This window comes from Echinimonas agarilytica (genome assembly GCF_023703465.1).
Classification (GTDB): domain Bacteria; phylum Pseudomonadota; class Gammaproteobacteria; order Enterobacterales; family Neiellaceae; genus Echinimonas; species Echinimonas agarilytica.
Genome location: NZ_JAMQGP010000001.1, coordinates 130,219 through 148,634, shown reverse-complemented (window position 1 = coordinate 148,634; position 18,416 = coordinate 130,219). Strand labels below are relative to the sequence as shown.

Genomic DNA, 18,416 nt, shown 5'->3' with positions numbered 1-18,416 from the left:
AAGCCTAAACGCAATTTGGGGAGGAGATCTGGCAATGCCCAGAGAACGCGCGAAGAGGGTAAAAACAGGAAATCTCAAATTTCAGGCAAAAAAAGGCCCAACACAAGGTTGGGCAACTACTACAAACTACCGACAGTCAGGTCACTACAAAACTTCTACAATACGTTTCATGTCAGTCATATAACCACGTAGGGTTTTACCAACACTTTCGATTGGGTGATTACGAATTGCTTCGTTCACTTCAGCTAAACGCATGTTGTCAACACTATTGCTATCGAACTCTGCACCTTTTCCGATCACTTCTGTTGTCAGATTTGGCATGAGTTTTTCGCGAAGCAACGGTACGGCTGCGTGAGAGAACAGATAGTTACCGTATTCAGCAGTATCTGAAATCACAACGTTCATCTCGTACAATTTGCGACGTGCAATGGTATTGGCGATTAATGGTGTTTCGTGAAGCGATTCATAGTAAGCAGACTCTTCGATGATGCCTGCATCTACCATGGTTTCGAACGCTAGCTCAACACCTGCTTTGATCATGGCAACCAACAAGATGCCTTTGTCGAAGAACTCTTGCTCGTCGATTTGTGCGTCTGTTGCTGATGCTTTTTCAAAACTAGTTTCGGCTGTTTCTTCACGCCACTTCAATAGGTTTGCATCGTTGTTCGCCCAGTCTTCCATCATCGTTGAGGAGAACTCGCCACAGATGATGTCATCCATGTGCTTTTGGAACAAAGGTGCCATTAAGCCTTTCAACTCTTCAGCCAAGTCGAACGCTTTAACTTTTGCTGGATTGCTTAAACGGTCCATCATCAATGTGATGCCGCCAATCTTCAGCGCTTCAGTGACAGTTTCCCAACCGTACTGAATTAATTTTGCTGCGTAGTCGCTGTCCATTCCGTCAGCAACCATCTTCTCGTGGCCCAAGATTGCGCCCGTTTGAAGCATGCCACACAGAATTGTTTGCTCGCCCATTAGGTCTGACTTCACTTCCGCTACGAAAGATGAAGACAATACACCTGCGCGGTCACCACCGGTTGCAGAAGCCCATGCTTTCGCAATGTCTGCACCGTGACCCTGAGGGTCATTTTCTGGGTGAACAGCGATGAGTGTTGGAACACCAAAGCCACGCTTATATTCTTCGCGTACTTCTGAACCAGGACACTTAGGAGCAACCATTACTACGGTCAAGTCTTTACGAACTTGCATGCCTTCTTCAACAATGTTGAAGCCGTGTGAGTAACCTAATGCCGCGTCTTGTTTCATTAACGGCATGACCGTTTCAACAACATTAGTGTGTTGTTTGTCTGGCGTTAAGTTACACACGAGATCTGCGGTAGGAATAAGCTCTTCATAAGTACCAACAGTAAAACCATTGTCAGTTGCTTGCTGCCAAGATTGGCGCTTTTCCTTAATCGCAGCTTCACGCAGTGCGTAGCTTACATCGAGGCCAGAGTCGCGCATGTTCAAACCTTGGTTCAAACCTTGTGCGCCACAACCTACGATGACAATTTTCTTTCCTTTGAGGAAGTTGCAACCATCTGCAAATTCATTGCGGTTCATGAAGCGGCATACGCCTAACTGAGCCAATTGTTGTCTCAAGTTTAGGGTGTTGAAGTAATTAGCCATTTTTAAAATATTCCTCAATTTCGACTCGGCCATTTTAAGCAACCTGACTAGTTTCGTAAAATGACATATTTTCAAGATTGTGTTTCAATATATGAAACGTTAGATACGGAGTACTACGATGGACATCCGTTCATTAAGAATGTTCTGCCATCTCGCTACTAGCCTGCATTTTGGCCAAACCAGCACGGCCATGCATGTGAGCGCGCCTACTTTAAGCCGAACCATCCAACGATTGGAAGAGGAGGTTGGAGAAGCCTTGTTTAGCCGTGACAACCGTCGTGTACAGCTGACCGGTGCGGGTCAGCGCTTCTTGTTGTTTGCGCAACGTGTATTACACGATTGGCGCGACTTAGAAAGCCAACTCAGTCAAGACCAAGATGCGCTCACCGGGCAGCTCCATATTTATTGTTCAGTCACAGCAAGCTATTCATTTTTATATGATTTGCTTATGCACTTTCGAAATCAGCATCCGGCTGTTGATATCAAACTCAGCACGGGTGATCCGGCCGATGCTTTAGATTGGGTAAAAAATAACGATGCCGATGTGGTGATCACAGCCCGCCCCGACAGACTTTCAAGCGGTCTTGTTTTTCACAAATTGGGCGATGCGCCACTACAAATGGTCGGGCCAGTTGTGCCATGTCAGGTCAGTCAACAAATCGCGACAGACCTAATTAAGTGGGAATCGTTGCCCTATATTTTGCCCGAGCGCGGCGTGTCTCGGCAGCGCATTGAAAAATGGAGTAAGGAGCTGGGCTTCAAGCCGAATGTGCATGCCGAAGTGTCTGGTCATGAAGCCATTGTGTCTATGGTAGCGCTGGGATTGGGAGTTGGCCCCGTTCCAGCACCTGTATTGCGAAACAGCCCCCTTCGAAACAGCATTCGAGTACTAGAGTTGCCGCACGTATTAGGGCCTTTCGAGGTGGGGATCTGCTCCGCTAAGCGATCCCTTCAAGATCCGAAAGTAGCTGCCTTTTGGGCGGTTGCAAAATCCCAAAGCTAAATCTACGGCAATCGCTCATTCAAACGCATTAATTCATTCGACTTCGATCTACTCGAAGTGGAATTGCGTACACAGACATGTTACTTGCAAAAAGAAGAACTGCGAGTGAGTTGTGTGAGGCGGTGATGCGAACAGTCCCCTGCATTTTACGCCCTGTGACCCATGCAACTTGAACGCTGTTTCTGGTGAGTTTGTTCGGGTCATTCAACCGGACAACGTTGAAGCCCTTCAATGCTCTGTAACTTATTCCAACCCTATCCTTTGGATAGCCCGGCATTTGCCCACTTGCAAATGCCGGGAGTCTTTTCTTTATTCAATCATTATGGACTGCTTATGTTGAGCTTTTTAAAACCCAATCCTGTCAAAAAGAAACAAAAGAAATATCGAGCAATGCTGGCCGACGCAATGCAGGCTCAACGCCGAGGCGACATCAAGTCTTACTCACTGCTCACCGCAGAGGCTGAAGCACTCTGGCAAGAAATTGAGACCTTGCAAAAACAGCAGTAAATTCAGCACTGAGCTTTGATTAGCCATGCCTTATTTAGCCAGCCTCAGCTTTATGGTAGTGCATTCACCAGAACTCGATTGGTTTGTGGTTTGGCAAACAATGCGCACACGAAATCCTTCTTGAGCCACTAAGATCTGGCATGTTTGACTAAAAGGTTGTTGTTCTATAAAGAGCTGGCCTTTTCCTTGTAAGAAGGGTTGCTGCAATTCAAATTCGATGTTGCCTGTGCCATTTCCAAATAACATGATGGCCCCGGAGTGCTCACCATGCGTCACAACCGACACCGACATTTCTCCAACCAAACCTTCTACAACACCACGCACAGAATGCGATTCTTGGTTCAGCAAGTCGCATCCCAACAGACTCATACCACAGAATGCAGCCACGAATATAAACCGGTGGAATTTCAGCATTTCAGAGTCACCCCATGACGAACGACGACTCTGTATTTATAAACCTAACGCGGCTTAAAATGTTTTGAAATAATTTGAATTATTTTGAATTATTTTGAAATCAGTAAGTTACGCTAGCTAATCAGCAATCTCGAATATCGGCAATATCAAGTCATACAATTCGGCAGGTTCAACCGCAACACCTTGCCCACCGGACTCCGTGAGCTGTTTTTCTAGTTCATCCGAAGTCACAATGGTGTACACATAAAACGGTGTGTCATCGTCTCGTGCTCGCATGGCTTCGAGTAATTTAATACCAGCCAACGGATCGCCATGGCGGCCCATATCAGATACAACAGCCTGATACGGGTACATATCCAGTAAACGCAATGCATCTTCACTGCTCACCGAGGCGTAGACACCGATTTTGAATTGCTCTAAGTAATGGCGCTCTAGGTGATTATTTAATGGGTGATCGTCAACCCATAAAATGCGCCCAATCGCATCTGTCGGCTCACCAAAGACTATTGGAGTAGGCATTTCATGAGAATGGATGAGGCGGGCCGTTTGATAATATAAGTAGGAACTTCCACCAATCATGGCTGCCAATAACAGCAATAACGCTGCGACCGGAGCACTAGGCCGAAGCCAATCTTTTAAGGTTGGGGAGTTGGGGGTGTTAGGTGTGAGTTGAGCCCCAATATCGGCGGCTAACCGGTATCCGCGGCCATTCAGTGTTTGAATGACTTCTTGTGCGTAACCAAGCTTAGAAAACTCTTTTCGAGCATCGGATACTAATTTGGACAAAGACCACTCTGACACCACAGTGTCGGCCCAAATTTTATGAAGCAGATCGGCTTTGGAGCAATAGTCAGGGTAAACCTCGATTAAAGCCTCAAATAATTTGAAAAAACGTTCATCAAGCGCCACACATTCATCACCTACCGTGAGTTGGCAATGTTCAAAGTCGAGCTTAAATTGGACAAAGTGATAGTGCAAAACAGGTCCTTTGTTCTAAAACTTCTAAACGGAAATCCTTCCCGCGATCATCAGCTTACCAATTAAAATACAGAACATCAGTAGTTGGATTCAAATTATTAACCTTTCACGGGTGTCTTGTGACGGTAACACCTTACGGCATGTTGTGAAGATAGAAAAAAGCCTGCTCAAGATAGCAGGCTTTGGGGGTAACACTCACTTGAATGACTTAAAGCGCTTTATTAATGTTATCAACGCTGGCCTTAGCGTCGCCAAATAACATCACCGTGTTCTCTTTAAAGAACAAGGGGTTCTGAACACCTGCATACCCTGTATTCATAGAGCGCTTGAACACTACAACTTCCTTCGCATTCCACACCTCAAGAACGGGCATGCCTGCAATAGGGCTGTTTGGATCTTCCATAGCAGCTGGATTCACCGTATCGTTCGCGCCAATCACCAACACCACATCGGTCTCTGGAAAATCATCATTGATTTCATCCATTTCTAACACGATGTCGTACGGCAGTTTGGCTTCGGCCAACAGGACGTTCATGTGCCCGGGCAAACGGCCTGCAACAGGGTGAATACCAAAGCGCACATTCACACCAGCATCTCGCAGTTTTTGCGTCATATCCGCCACAGGATATTGAGCCTGCGCGACCGCCATACCATAACCTGGCGTAATGATGACCGACTTAGCATTTTTCAGCATGTCGGCCACATCATCGGCACTGGCTTCACGATGTTCGCCTTGCTCTTCACTGCTGGAAGAGATCGTCCCATCGGTTCCAAAACCACCGGCAATCACACTGATGAACGAACGATTCATCGCCTTACACATAATGTATGACAAGATCGCACCCGACGAGCCCACCAAAGCCCCGGTCACAATCAACAAGTCGTTCGCTAACATGAAACCTGCAGCGGCAGCTGCCCAGCCAGAATACGAGTTAAGCATGGACACCACAACTGGCATGTCTGCTCCACCAATCGATGCCACTAAATGCCATCCAAAAGCAAACGCAATAAGTGTCATAATCAACAATGGCCAAGTCACACCACCGACTTGAACAAAGTGGATCATCAGCACAATAGATACCACAACGGCCAACAAGTTGAGCTTATGCTTGAACGGAATATTCATCGGGGATGATGAGAAAATGCCACGCAGCTTCCCAAACGCAACAATCGAACCGGTAAAGGTGACTGCGCCAATAAAGATACCTAAGTACACCTCGGTTAAGTGAATATTGGCCACCGCCGAGTCCATTGCAAGCTTTTGCAATTCACTCATATTGTGGTGTTCAAAATAGCTGTTATAACCAACCAATACGGCCGCTAAACCTACAAAACTATGTAGAATAGCCACCAGCTCTGGCATTTGCGTCATTTCGACTTTTAATGCCAAGCGAATACCAATGGCCCCCCCAATCACCATGGCCACAATAATATAAGCCAAGCCTTCAACCGATGGGCTCAGAATGGTAGCAATCAGGGCAATAGCCATACCGGCAATGCCGTACCAATTGCCTGCTTTTGCTGTATCTTGCTTTGACAAGCCTGCCAAACTGAAAATAAACAGTAAGGCAGAAACAATGTATGCCGCAGTTACGAGTCCTTGAGACATTAAATTTTCTCCTTACTTAGTGAACATTTTCAGCATACGCTGAGTCACGGTAAATCCACCAAAAATATTGATGGCTGCGATCAATACCGCAATGAACGACAGTAAGGTAATTAACCAACCGCCTTGGCCTACTTGCAACAAAGCACCTACGATAATGATGCCCGAAATTGCATTGGTGACACTCATCAGTGGAGTATGCAGCGAGTGGCTCACATTCCACACAACGTAATAACCCACCACACATGCCAAGATAAACACCGTAAAATGAGCTAGAAAATCTGCAGGAGCAACATTAGCAACCCAACCAAATGCGGCAAGTCCAGCCAATGCAAGGCCGCGCTTAATCCAAGGGTTTGCTGGTTTTTCGGGCTCTGCGACCACAGGCTCAGGCGTTGGCTCTGCTTTAGGAGCAGCGCTGACCTGAATTGCCGGAGGCGGGAAAGTCACTTCACCCTCTTTGGTTGAAGAAACGCCACGAATCACAACATCATCAAAGTCGATGTCGATATTGCCGTCTTTTTCTTTACATAACAGCTTGAGAAGATTGACTAAGTTAGTGCTGTAGAGCTGGCTAGCTTGACCCGGTAAACGAGACGGCAAATCTGTGTATCCAATGATGGTGACATCTTCTTTCACCACCACAATATCTTTTTCAGTTAACTCGCAGTTGCCACCTGTAGCAGCGGCCAAATCAACAATTACGCTGCCCGGCTTCATTAAACCAACCATGTCTTCCAAAATGAGTTTGGGAGCAGGGCGGCCCGGGATGAGTGCGGTGGTAATGATGATATCGACTTCTTTGGCTTGTTCACGGAACAATGCCATTTCAGCAGCAATGAACTCCTCAGACATAACTTTGGCGTAACCGTCGCCACTGCCTGCTTCTTCTTCGAATTCTAATTCAAGAAAGCTCGCACCCATTGAGTTGATTTGCTCTTTCACCTCTGGACGAGTGTCAAATGCGCGTACTTCTGCACCTAAACTACCAGCCGCACCAATGGCGGCTAAACCGGCCACACCGGCACCAATCACAAGCACTTTAGCGGGTGGAACTTTACCAGCGGCGGTAATTTGGCCGGTAAAGAAACGGCCAAAGTGATGCGCGGCTTCAACCACTGCGCGGTAGCCGGCAATGTTGGCCATTGAACTCAAGGCATCAAGTGATTGGGCGCGTGAAATACGCGGCACCATATCCATCGCCATGGCGTTTATTTGTTTGTCGGCTAAAAGCTGCACAAGAGCTTCATTTTGGGCTGGCCACAAAAAACTAATTAGTGTGGCGCCTTGCTTCATTTGATCGGCTTCATGGCCCGTATCGGTTTCTATCGGTCCATTGACCTTCAATACGATATCGCTTTGCCAAGCAACGGCAGATTCAACAATCGTCGCCCCTACTTCTACGTAGCTGGCATCATTAAAATTTGACTCAAGACCCGCACCGCTTTCGACGACTACATCAAACCCCAACTTATTCAGTTGAATGACAGATGTAGGAGTCGCAGCGACACGCTTTTCATTGAGGGTTAGTTCCTTGGGAATCCCTATTTGCATGAGATGGTTCCTACTGGCTTTTGTATTGGGAACTCCAAATGGAGTAAAAAAATTACATGTGTTCTTTATCAATCATTTAGCCATTAAATGGTTTGACTAAGAACAAGTCATGCGTCGTTCCTCGGCACTGTTTTCGTCTTCTTATTACAGCTTAGGCGGTTTCAGTTAATTGTTCCGCTGTACTGGTTTAATTTTGTTCAATCTTGCTTTGAATCATAATACACATCATCCCTCCAATGAGTTGATGAATGACAAAACATGCAATAAAAATGACTATTTAATCAACTTATTTTCAATAATTTATTTATGTTTTTTGGTTAAAAGGGCACCCGCTTGTATGATTCCGTTCACACCGGCTTATGTGGGAAGTTCGATGATGCCCGCTTGCTTGGCCCTAGTGGCATGTTAAAGTGGCTTGGAGCACTAATTTTCCTTTGAATGCATGGCGTATTACTGAATGTCACTTAAATTCCCGACCCTAGAACAACCTCTTCGAATTGCGATTAACGGTTTTGGCCGAATTGGCCGCAGCGCAATGCGTGCCTTGTACGAGTCGGGGTTGCGCGATTACATTCAGCTCGTTGCCATCAATGAGCTGGCAAGTCCTGAAGCCATTCGCCATTTAGCACAATACGATTCCACCCACGGCAAATTTTATTTACCGGTCAGTATTGGTGAAGGCGTATTATGGGTTGAAGAAGACGCCATAGCGCTAACTCATGAACCCAACCCTGAACATTTGCCTTGGGAAGAGCTTAAAGTTGATATAGTGCTTGAATGTACGGGTGTATTTTCAAGCCGTGCTGATGCGCAAAAACACATCGATGCAGGCGCAAAGAAAGTTCTGTTCAGCCATCCGGCAGATGCAGATGTCGATTCAACGATTGTATTTGGTGTAAACCAGCACGAGCTCAGAGAAGATCATGACATTTTGTCGAACGCGAGTTGCACCACTAACTGCTGCGTGCCGATTCTTTGTGTTCTCGATGAAATGTTTGGCATTGAGCGCGGTGCAATTACTACGATTCATTCCGCCATGCACGATCAAAATGTCATTGACGCATACCACCACGATTTACGCCGAACTCGGGCTGCAAGCCAATCTATTATCCCAGTCGATACAAAATTGGCGCGTGGTATTGAACGCATTTTGCCGCATATGGAAAACAAGTTCGAAGCCATTGCGGTTCGAGTTCCAACCACGAATGTCACAGCAATGGACTTGTCGTTAACGCTATCCACGCGAGTTGATGTGGCGAGCATTAATTCAGTGCTGTCACAAGCGTCTGAAGAGCGCTTTATTGGTATTGTTGATTACACAGAAGACCCCTTAGTGTCGGCCGACTTCATTCATGATGAGCACTCTTGCATTGTCGATGGTTCACAAACGCGCGTGTCTGACGGACATTTAGTCAAATTACTATTGTGGTGCGATAACGAGTGGGGGTTTGCGAACCGAATGCTCGACACTTGTTTAGCCATGGCCACCATCAATGCCGAACGGCCTTCTGAGTAAACATCTCGGTCTTATCCTGCGTCTGTTGGGGTAAGTCAGCTATTGCATGATCAATGCACCACGCCGCATTGTCACCTCACACTAGGCAATGAGCCTCGCCCATACCTAAAGCGAGGCTCAATCATGCCGAGTGACAGCCAAGTTGAATCCAAAACTCGCGTCTCATTTCGTGCAGGAATCATTGGCGTTTACCGCTAATTTCTGACACCCTCCAACTGGTCAGACAAGATAGAGGCGATGATGGCAAATTACGTACTTTCAACTTATCAAAAATTTTCTAAGTTACCCTTTGGTCAATGGCTTTTTAGCCGTTATGCGGCACGTAGAGCACCGTATTTCACCACTATTTCGCCACTTGTCACTGATCTTTCAGAAAACCATTGTGAATGCCTCATAAAAAAGCGCAAACGCGTGACTAATCATATTGGAACCGTCCACGTCATCGCTATTTGCAATGGACTAGAATTAGCGATGGGGTTCATGGCTGAAGCATCTATTCCCAAACACTTGCGCTGGATACCCAAGGGGATGCAAGTAGATTATGCGGCAAAGGCTGAAACTAATATTCGCTGTGTGGTGTCAGTGAAACCCGAACAATGGCAAGTAGGCGATATGAAAGTGGTCGTGAATGCTTATGACGATGCAAACCAAATCGTTGTGTCTGGCGTGATCACGCTGTGGATCTCGGAAAAACCTCAATCTAGCGGGTGAGAATCGTAAATTATTGACATCAACATTATGATTTTTTGATCCAATAGCCAGCACGCCCTGCTATTTGAGCGTAAAGTTATATTGAAAGTCGCCAACGCGGGCCTGCTACATGAGTTTATTGGCAACATATATGACTTTCAGAGCTGCAACTTTCAGTCTAAATCCGCCATCAATGCCCGCTCATTTTTGACCGTGTAAAATAGTATTCATTCTTGTTTTAGTGGGGTTTCTGCTCATATGGCAGAACATGTAGAAAAAGCCAATCCATTCCAATTAAATCAATACCTAGTTGAACCTGACCGAGATCGCATCAGTTTGGGTGAACAACAATTTAAGCTTGAACCCAAAGTCATGGCGGTATTAGTTTATCTCGCTCAACACCCTGAGCGAGTCATTAGTGTTGATGAATTAATGGCGCAAGTATGGAAGGGCACGATTGTTTCAAGGCAATCGGTACAGCGCTGCGTATCAGTGCTGCGTAAGATCTTTAGCACCTCTGGCGATGACGATGTGTACATTTGCACCTTTCCCAAAAAAGGATATCAGCTTGCGATAACACCCGTCATTCTTGAGCGAACCGAAAATTCCTACATCGGCCCTAATACTGCTGTCAAACGGCCATATTACAAAATCTATGCTGGGCTATTTGTACTCACCATTGTCGCGGTGCTAATGATCACCAATGTATTCGTTCCCAATGAGACGAATCAAAATAGTCACTCAATTTCCGTTCAGAGCGTGTCGAAATTTACCGCTGCGGACGGCTACGATTTTGAATTTGCCATTCATCCCACATCCAACGCAATTGCCTTTGCACGGTTAGTAGATGGTCAATTTTCTATTTTTATTCGTCACACCGATGGACACGAGTGGCGCGTGAAACATATTGGTCACGCTCACCCAGCAATCAGCCTTGCTTGGTCGCCAAACGGCCAGCAATTAATCGCGGCATGGCGTAAATCGCTGTCATCGATCACTGCATTCAATTTCAACCCAGATCAAACGCAAACAACCTCCGAGCAAATCATTATCGATACCTCACGCTATTTGTATCGAGACATTGGCTATCTAAACAACAGCACGCTGCTGGTAAGGCGCTCTCCCAATTCAAAACACGAATTTACCCTGCATACCATCAATCTAGAGGACTTCAACACCTTTGAATACAGTGAACCAGGCCGCGTAAAAAGCCTATCGGTATTGAACGGTTCGGTGGCGTACATTCTCATCGATAACCGCCAACATCACTTGGTGCTGAAAGATGCCACTGGCGCAACACAACTGAAACATACAACCAGCACATCTATCTCTGACGTGACTTGGCTACCCGATCGTTCAGGCGTGCTTTATGTATCAGATAGGCGTGTTCAGGTGTTTAAACTCGATGGCTCTGTCGAGCCCCTACCACTTGAGATTCAAGGGCACTTATCGAAACCTCGGATAACATCCGATGGAGCTCAGTTATACGTCATGCGGTACGAACCCAACTTTGACATCATGACGCATTCTCTACTCGAGGAATGTTGCCAAGAAATTACTGTTTCCGGTGTGCAAAAGCACTCAGGTGCGACTTATTCACACCACAATAATGGTTTTGCCTATGTGTCAGAAGCTTCGGGTAGCCCTCAAATTTGGCACATAAGAAATGGACAGCCACCCGAACAGCTAACTCACATAGAAAACCATCAATCGATTCGAAACATTCATTGGTCGGCCGACGATCAGCGCATTATGTTTTCGGTTGATAACGATATTTATATCCATGATGTGTCAGATGGAAGCGATCGAATCGTGGTTCAGCACAACTTGTTCGTCACCCCCCTAGGATTTGGGGCATCGGCCGATGATATCTACTACGTGGATATGAACAATCAACGCGCAAGTTATTGGCACCAATCCATTTCAAGTGGACAGCGAGAGTTACTGGCCATTCCCGACAGAAGCCAAGTGATGACTCAACAAAGCCATTTATATTTTTTAAACGGGAATACTTTAAGTGCGTTGCGTGGCGATCAAGCCGTGGCCTTGGCCAGTGACTTTGCATCGGATACGCGTCTTATTGCTGCAAATAATTCAGGCATTTATTATTTTTTGGTTCGTCCCAATCAACGGAAGAATATCTATAAGTTCGACTTCAACACGCACTCTCACTCTACGGTGGCCCTGCGCAATAGTTACAAGGGTCTCATCACTGATGTGAATGATGACGAACTGGCGTTAACCCGTCATGAAGCGGTTGTGAAACGCGAGATTTACCAATTCAACCTGAAGTAGTCTGCGCCTTCGTGAAATTTATTTGGGGCACACACTGCCCCGTCAATACCACACTCCATTCAAATTCTCGCGCCAGCGCCACAGTGATTAGGTTTATTCAGATCTTTCTGTGCCAAAAGCCACCACAAAAATGACACGATTGAGAGTCGTCAACGCATAAAAAAACCGATGCTAACATGCATCGGTTTTTGCCTTATCGGCGCTCCACTCGAAGCGCGATGAATAAAGTTACGGATTGGCGGGCTTGGTTAAGACCACGCGATCCAAGGTTTCTTTATCGATGGCATAGACCACATTCATATTGCCACCCCAACTTGCGTCTTCAAAAGCAACGGCAATGTAGTACCCCAACTCAGAGTGCTCATACACTGATGACAACGGCAACAAGGGTGCTTGGCTGGCATCAGAGTTGTCGGCTAGCACCGAGCGCTGCTCTGTGGTGAGGTCAATCGCAATTAACTGGCCTTCTGTGGCCGACACAGTGTTGGTTGTGAGCAAGATCTGCTTGCTTTCATCCACAGCCAAAGACCGAGGGACGAAGTCGTTTCGGTTCGCATTCTCTTTGATTGCCGTGGTAAACGCAGGCAGCTCTTCACTTGAGAACACCAACGTTTCGTCAATCGCACTAAATGCTGTCTCAAACGGTATTTTGAGCAAACTGTTGTCGTTACCAAACCAATATACATCACCGTCCATTGCATCATCGGCTGATGCGGCATTGTAAACATCAACGCCCCATCCGAGTAGTACAGGATTGGTTGCATCGTTTTGCAATATCTGGAAATGATTTCCACGCAGGTATTCGCTATCGACATCTTCCGCTGGATCTTGGTCGTTCAAACGCACCATTGGAATACCAGGGTTTGAGCTCGCTCCATTGGCCACATGTTGCGCATTTGCAGTCATCAAGTAACCATCGCGATTGCGAATCGCCATTTGTGCCGGATCTCTAAATTCAGACGCATTATTCGCACCAGGCTCTCGAAGTTTATTGAGAGTTCCGGGCCAAGTTTCAGCACCAGTGCCTTTGTATGAGAACACCGACAGCACATCATTTGCGAGGTTGAATTGATACATTCTGTCTTTTGATTTCTCGGTAAAGATCAGGCTGTTGTTGGCTTCGTCTAAGACGATACCGAATGCAGCAGGGTTGGTTACAGGGCCCCCTTGATCGGTGCCGAGCGCAGACATGTCAGCCGCTAAATCAGAATATTGATCGTGAGCTCCATCCTCAAGATTCAGTGAATAAATCGCGTCTTGCTGATAATCCAACAAGAATAATCGATTTCCAGCTTTATCGAAGGCCACATCAGCAAGCGTACCAAAGTTTTCACGGGCCGCTGGAAACTGCTCATCAAAAGCTTGTTTAAATACAGATAGTTCTGTGGTTTGAGATAGCTCACCAGAATCCGTAGCACTGGTTGCAACCAATGAGAACGCATTCAATCCGGCGGTTGTGGTGGTGATGGCCTTTTCCCAAGCATACACCGGTGCTTCGCCTTCTGCTGAAACAAGCGTCAGCTCCAATGCTTCGCCATTCAGCGTGAGGGACTCAACCGTTGCTCCTGTTTCAATCAATTCAGGATCAATGAATACTTCGCCGCGGGCCACTAACGAGTCCACATTGGTGCTTGAATACTGAGGGGGCCACATCACATTTAACACGGGTGGTTGATCGCCCGGGTGTGTTTTAGCTGTAAATTCAGCATCTGGGGCATTTTGCAGCTTGATAGTCGCAGTTGAGCTTACACCCTGACCGGTCAAGGTCATCACACAAGCTTGAATGAAGTCTCCAGTTGAAACCATCACTGGCTCTGTTGCTGGCTCGCCACCATTCAATTTATAGAAACCACCTTCCACTTCAAGTGAGATTGGTACGTTAATCGAGTCCACTAACCCAGCATCCGATTCGCTCGAACATACCAATTCATTTTCAGCTTGTAGCGACAGCGAAGCAAAGGCCAACGGAGTGGGCACATCATCTAACGCTTCGATGCTCAGCGTGTACTCGTCAGATTTCACTCGCTCGGCAACTGGTTCGCCATTTTCATCCACAAGGTCTTCATTGCCAACGAACAAAGTTGCTGATGCAGTGCCTTCAAACTCAACCGGAAGATCATCGGGTTTAATGCGAACACAGACGTCTTGCATGCTTGTCACAATGCCAGGCTGATCGGTAAATTCGCCACAAGTAATGCGCGTTACACCATCTTCAGGCACGGAGCGAGTTGCAATCGCGTATTCACCATTTTCAACACGAACGCCAATTTCAACACCGGAAAAACCAATACCACGGACTTGCATTAAACCGAATGAAGTGGCCACGTCTTCTTTGGCGACATTCAAATCATCTGAAATGGTAAAAGCATGCGGTACGTAGTCTTGCACATCGTCAAAGACTGGCGGTTCTTGTTTCTCTTCATTCACGCCACATGCGCTTAGCATGCTGCCTAAAAGCACCATCGCTAAAGACTGAGCGATTGGAGTTTTATTTAAAATCATTTTTTTCATGACTTAATCTCTTTCTTTATTCTGCTCACAAGCTGTGCGTGCAGATTTAATTCAAAGTGCTCTGCGGCCTTAGCTACAGAGCAAACCCAAAGCATTAGTAACGCGCACTCACACCGAATCGGAAGAAGCGGCCTGTTTCTAGATATTCAGTCGTAATATCTTTCACGCCAGCGTAATCACGGCGCTCTTCATCAAGCACATTGGTGGCCTGAAAATGCAGGGACATATTTGAATTAATTTTGTAATTTGCAGATAAATCAAGGGTTTCGTACTCGTCGCGCCATTGTGATAATGGAGCCGATAAGTTCGAGTATTGGTCGCTACCCGCTTCAATTGACTTCACTTCGTCATAGACCCATAGAGAACTATCGGTGGCACCGGCAGTTTCTTTGATATAACGCTCATCGCGGTAGTTATACGCCGCGCGGAATGAGAAGCCATATTTCTCATAAAACAACACGATGTTGTAGCTGTTCTCAGATAAATCAGGCACTGGGAGCTGGTTACCCGTGAGTTCGTCATAACCTGAATCTTGGTCGCTGTCGGTGTAGGTGTAGTTCAACTGCGCTCCAAACCCAGACATCCAGCCCGGCAAGAAGTCAAACACAGACTGATAGGCCAACTCTAAACCTTGAACAGTACCACCACCGCCATTGACCTTGGTACTTAAGGTAATGTCATCAGGTAGGCCGTCATTATCAAGGTCGATACCGTGGTCTGAACCCTGCCATAAAATCGTGGTTTTCTTGTGGAAGTTTTCAATATCTTTGTAAAAAATAGCGCTTGAGAACGAGCTCACATCATCAATGTACCACTCGTAAGACAGATCCATTTGACTGGCTTCAAACGGCTTCAAGTAAGGATTACCCCGTTGCCCTGTTGCCGTACCTGAATAGACTTGTACAGAAGGAGACAAGTCCACTGGATCCGGACGCGACATTGTTTGTGCGTAGGCAACTCGAAGGTACATATCGTCGTTTAAACGCACATTGGCGTTGAAGCTCGGCAGTGTATTCGAGTAGGTGTTTTTGATGGTGGTCTGCTCAAATGTGTCGCCATTATCAGGACTCTGATTACCAATCGAGGTGGTGTCAGTTTCTACATAACGCAGACCGAAGTTACCTGACACAGGAAAGTCAAATAGATCAAAGTCATAATTGAGTTTTAAGTAAGCTGCGGTAACATCTTCAGTAATGTCATACGGGTAGGTTTGTGATTCTTCAAATGCCTGCCCAGGAACAAGGTAGTCCATGTATGAATTCCACACCTTGCGATCGTAGCGCGGAATCAACCAAGACGTACCACCAGAGCCACCAGCACCGCCGAGAATACTGCCTTCCATCGGTTCAAAGAAATTGGTCACCACACCAGGAGCATAGTACTCCATCGCTTCGAAGTTATTCGCAGCTAAACCGTCTGGATGCTCGCCACCTAGAATTTGATCAAACGTAGCGCCGTTGCCGGTAATGCCGCTATTGATCATTTTTTCTTCTGTACGACTCACTTCGCGGCTTGAGTAACGCGCACCAAACTCAACCGTGGTGAACATTTCGTAGTCGAGGAAATAATCAAAGTCGAGCTGATGTGATACTTCTTCAGCATCTTTACGACGGTTTGAACCACTAAAGTTATTCCATGCGTAAACTTGCATGTCATCGTAGCTGTTGATGTCGAAATCGTCGCCAAAGTTCGAATAGTCCAAATAGATATTTGGAACACCGCCGCCGCCATTATTCATCACCATTGAAGGACGAACATATTCGTCGGTTGGCAGGCCTTCATCGTCTAAAATCTCGTATTTCAGATCAATGTTGTATGACGTACTGCGGGCTTCTTCAAAACGCTTGCTGCTTGAGCGGTTAAACACATACTCAGACGCTAGATCCTCAGTAATAGACCATTTAGCGCCGGTCGAGAATGCAAACTGCTCAATGTCATTGCGGCTAAAGTTACCGGCAAAGCGCGCTGGACTGCCCGCAGCATCAAAGTCGAATTCACCATAGCTCAAAATGGCACGGTGTGCGTTTTCAGTGGCTGGAGAGCCTTGGTCATCAGAATATTGAACCGGAATAGCACCACGTTCGAAGGTTAAGTACTCGGCATTATCTTGTAGCAATGCGGACGTATCGCGACTTAAGTAATTCATTCGAACTTGCTTTAAGTTCTGAGTAAATTTTGTTTTAAACGCGTGAGCAAAAAACTCTAAGTCGGCGCTCGGAGCCCACTGAATTTTGGAATCAAGCCCCGTTTTCTTTTCTTCAAACGGCTTACGCTCAAGACGAGGCTGATCAGGAATATAAACCAGTGTGCCCGGTGTTATTTTTTCGGGTGAATCGGGGTCAAGAACCAGTTGATTAGAGTCGGCAGCACGCCAATTTGTGGAATAGAGTTCTGATTCGGTAATTTTCTCTTCGCGACTGAAATTCACTAAATAACCAAATTCGCCCCAATCACCCCAATCAAATTTTTGCGATAGCAATGCATTGCCTGAGTAACCTTTGTCGTCGGCTTTTTGATCTTTTGTGCCTTCATATTTACCGCTTAATGTCAGGTCTTTTTTAAAGTCCAGAGGGGCAAAAGTCTTCAGTCGAACAGTTGCACCAATTGCACCTTCAGTCATATCTGCGGTGGGTGACTTGATGACCTCAATGCCTTTAAATAAAGATGAGGATGTATCATTGAATGAATTTGAACGAGACTCGCCGTTGTTACTCACCATGGTTTGACCATTGATTTCCACACGGTTCTGGCTAATACCTCGCACCTGGAAACCCGAGCCTGCGCCCGTTGCGTCGCGCCCAATCTGTACACCCGTAATGCGCTGAAGTGCTTCGGCCACGTTTTGGTCAGGTAATTTACCAATGTCCTCAGCTGTAATCGCATCCATCACTTGGTCAGCACTACGCTTGAGAAATTGTGAGCCCGATAAAGACCCACGAATACCGGTGACTTGTATGGTTTCAACGTCGCTTAGTTTTTGTGCAATTTCTTCTTTTTGTGTTTTTGTTGAGGATTCTTCTGCCAATGCAACATTCATAGCAACAGGAGAGATTGCTGTGATTGACGCAAGCAGACTTAACTTTATATGCGTTGCAAGTATGCTTTTCCTAAACATGATTCACTCTCTGTACCACATTAAATTTAAGTGGTCTTCTCTAATAATTATTGGAATATTTTGCTATCTCGTTTGTTCACATGGATTATTTAGCAGCTCCTAAAAACACTTTATATAAACGTATTTAATATTCGCCAACAAACGAGAAACAACCCACCAACAAATCTACTCCCATCAAGTTTAAATCACCAACCAAAGCTAAATATATAGGCTAATAAATTCCATAAGCTTTCCTTATGGAAATCTTACGATCCATAAATATCAATAACTTACACAAAAATAAACCATATCATTCCATTCTGGATTATTATATTTATTTAGGTTTAAAAATAATCGATCCAGCTATTTAAACAAAATACAATTGCTTATTCATCCGTAATACAAATATTGAATTGCAATTGATCAATTTCGTGACTTTAATCAAAAACACCAGCAGCGGCATAATTCAAACCCCAAATAAAACATCAACACAATGGATTATTCAGCTACCGTGTAGATTAAATTATCCATGTCCACCAAACAGTGAGCTACTGCAGTAATTCTCAAAGACTTTACGCACTCGTCGGTTTAGCCAATTTAGACATATGTTAAGGAAGTA

At 45.8% G+C, this 18,416-nt stretch carries 12 protein-coding genes; 5 read left to right on the top strand and 7 right to left on the bottom strand.

All coding sequences use genetic code 11. From position 1 onward, the window contains the following. Nucleotides 1-144: 144 nt before the first annotated feature. On the bottom strand, nt 145-1,629 hold the full coding sequence (gene ilvC / locus NAF29_RS00580) for a ketol-acid reductoisomerase (protein ID WP_251259484.1): 1,485 nt from the start codon (nt 1,627-1,629) through the stop codon (nt 145-147). A gap of 118 nt (nt 1,630-1,747) precedes the next feature. On the opposite strand from ilvC, the gene ilvY reads away from it, so the two are divergent. Both ilvY and NAF29_RS00570 read left to right on the top strand, forming a co-directional pair. Beyond that, entirely contained in the window at nt 1,748-2,632 is an 885-nt protein-coding gene (gene ilvY, locus NAF29_RS00575; protein ID WP_251259483.1) for an HTH-type transcriptional activator IlvY, read from the top strand. A gap of 333 nt (nt 2,633-2,965) precedes the next feature. Next, the gene (locus NAF29_RS00570; protein WP_251259482.1) at nt 2,966-3,139 is read left to right on the top strand and encodes a DUF6435 family protein; all 174 of its coding nucleotides are present in this window, start codon (nt 2,966-2,968) and stop codon (nt 3,137-3,139) included. Between the two features lie 30 nt (nt 3,140-3,169). On the opposite strand, the gene NAF29_RS00565 is transcribed toward NAF29_RS00570, so the two are convergent. From NAF29_RS00565 to NAF29_RS00550, 4 genes are all read right to left on the bottom strand, one after another. Beyond that, nucleotides 3,170-3,553, bottom strand: a complete 384-nt coding sequence (locus NAF29_RS00565; protein WP_251259481.1) for a hypothetical protein — start codon at nt 3,551-3,553, stop codon at nt 3,170-3,172. 117 nt (nt 3,554-3,670) lie between these two features. After that, nucleotides 3,671-4,531, bottom strand: coding sequence for a winged helix-turn-helix domain-containing protein (locus NAF29_RS00560; protein WP_251259480.1), 861 nt, complete (start codon nt 4,529-4,531; stop codon nt 3,671-3,673). A gap of 208 nt (nt 4,532-4,739) precedes the next feature. After that, nucleotides 4,740-6,140: a Re/Si-specific NAD(P)(+) transhydrogenase subunit beta gene (pntB, locus tag NAF29_RS00555; RefSeq protein ID WP_251259479.1), complete on the bottom strand. Its 1,401-nt coding sequence runs from the start codon at nt 6,138-6,140 to the stop codon at nt 4,740-4,742. A 12-nt stretch (nt 6,141-6,152) separates the two neighbouring features. After that, on the bottom strand, nt 6,153-7,691 hold the full coding sequence (locus NAF29_RS00550) for a Re/Si-specific NAD(P)(+) transhydrogenase subunit alpha (protein WP_251259478.1): 1,539 nt from the start codon (nt 7,689-7,691) through the stop codon (nt 6,153-6,155). 457 nt (nt 7,692-8,148) lie between these two features. On the opposite strand from NAF29_RS00550, the gene epd reads away from it, so the two are divergent. The 3 genes from epd (at nt 8,149) to NAF29_RS00535 (ending at nt 12,192) form a co-directional block, all read left to right on the top strand. Next, nucleotides 8,149-9,207: an erythrose-4-phosphate dehydrogenase gene (gene epd / locus NAF29_RS00545; RefSeq protein WP_251259477.1), complete on the top strand. Its 1,059-nt coding sequence runs from the start codon at nt 8,149-8,151 to the stop codon at nt 9,205-9,207. A 237-nt stretch (nt 9,208-9,444) separates the two neighbouring features. Continuing rightward, nucleotides 9,445-9,918: a hotdog fold domain-containing protein gene (locus tag NAF29_RS00540; protein WP_251259476.1), complete on the top strand. Its 474-nt coding sequence runs from the start codon at nt 9,445-9,447 to the stop codon at nt 9,916-9,918. Between the two features lie 237 nt (nt 9,919-10,155). Further along, the gene (locus tag NAF29_RS00535) at nt 10,156-12,192 is read left to right on the top strand and encodes a winged helix-turn-helix domain-containing protein (RefSeq protein WP_251259475.1); all 2,037 of its coding nucleotides are present in this window, start codon (nt 10,156-10,158) and stop codon (nt 12,190-12,192) included. 228 nt (nt 12,193-12,420) lie between these two features. Here NAF29_RS00535 and NAF29_RS00530 read toward each other — a convergent pair whose 3' ends face one another. Together NAF29_RS00530 and NAF29_RS00525 are read right to left on the bottom strand one after the other, a co-directional pair. Then, entirely contained in the window at nt 12,421-14,703 is a 2,283-nt protein-coding gene (locus NAF29_RS00530) for a hypothetical protein (protein ID WP_251259474.1), read from the bottom strand. A 94-nt stretch (nt 14,704-14,797) separates the two neighbouring features. Continuing rightward, the gene (locus NAF29_RS00525; RefSeq protein ID WP_251259473.1) at nt 14,798-17,818 is read right to left on the bottom strand and encodes a TonB-dependent receptor; all 3,021 of its coding nucleotides are present in this window, start codon (nt 17,816-17,818) and stop codon (nt 14,798-14,800) included. Nucleotides 17,819-18,416: the final 598 nt, after the last annotated feature.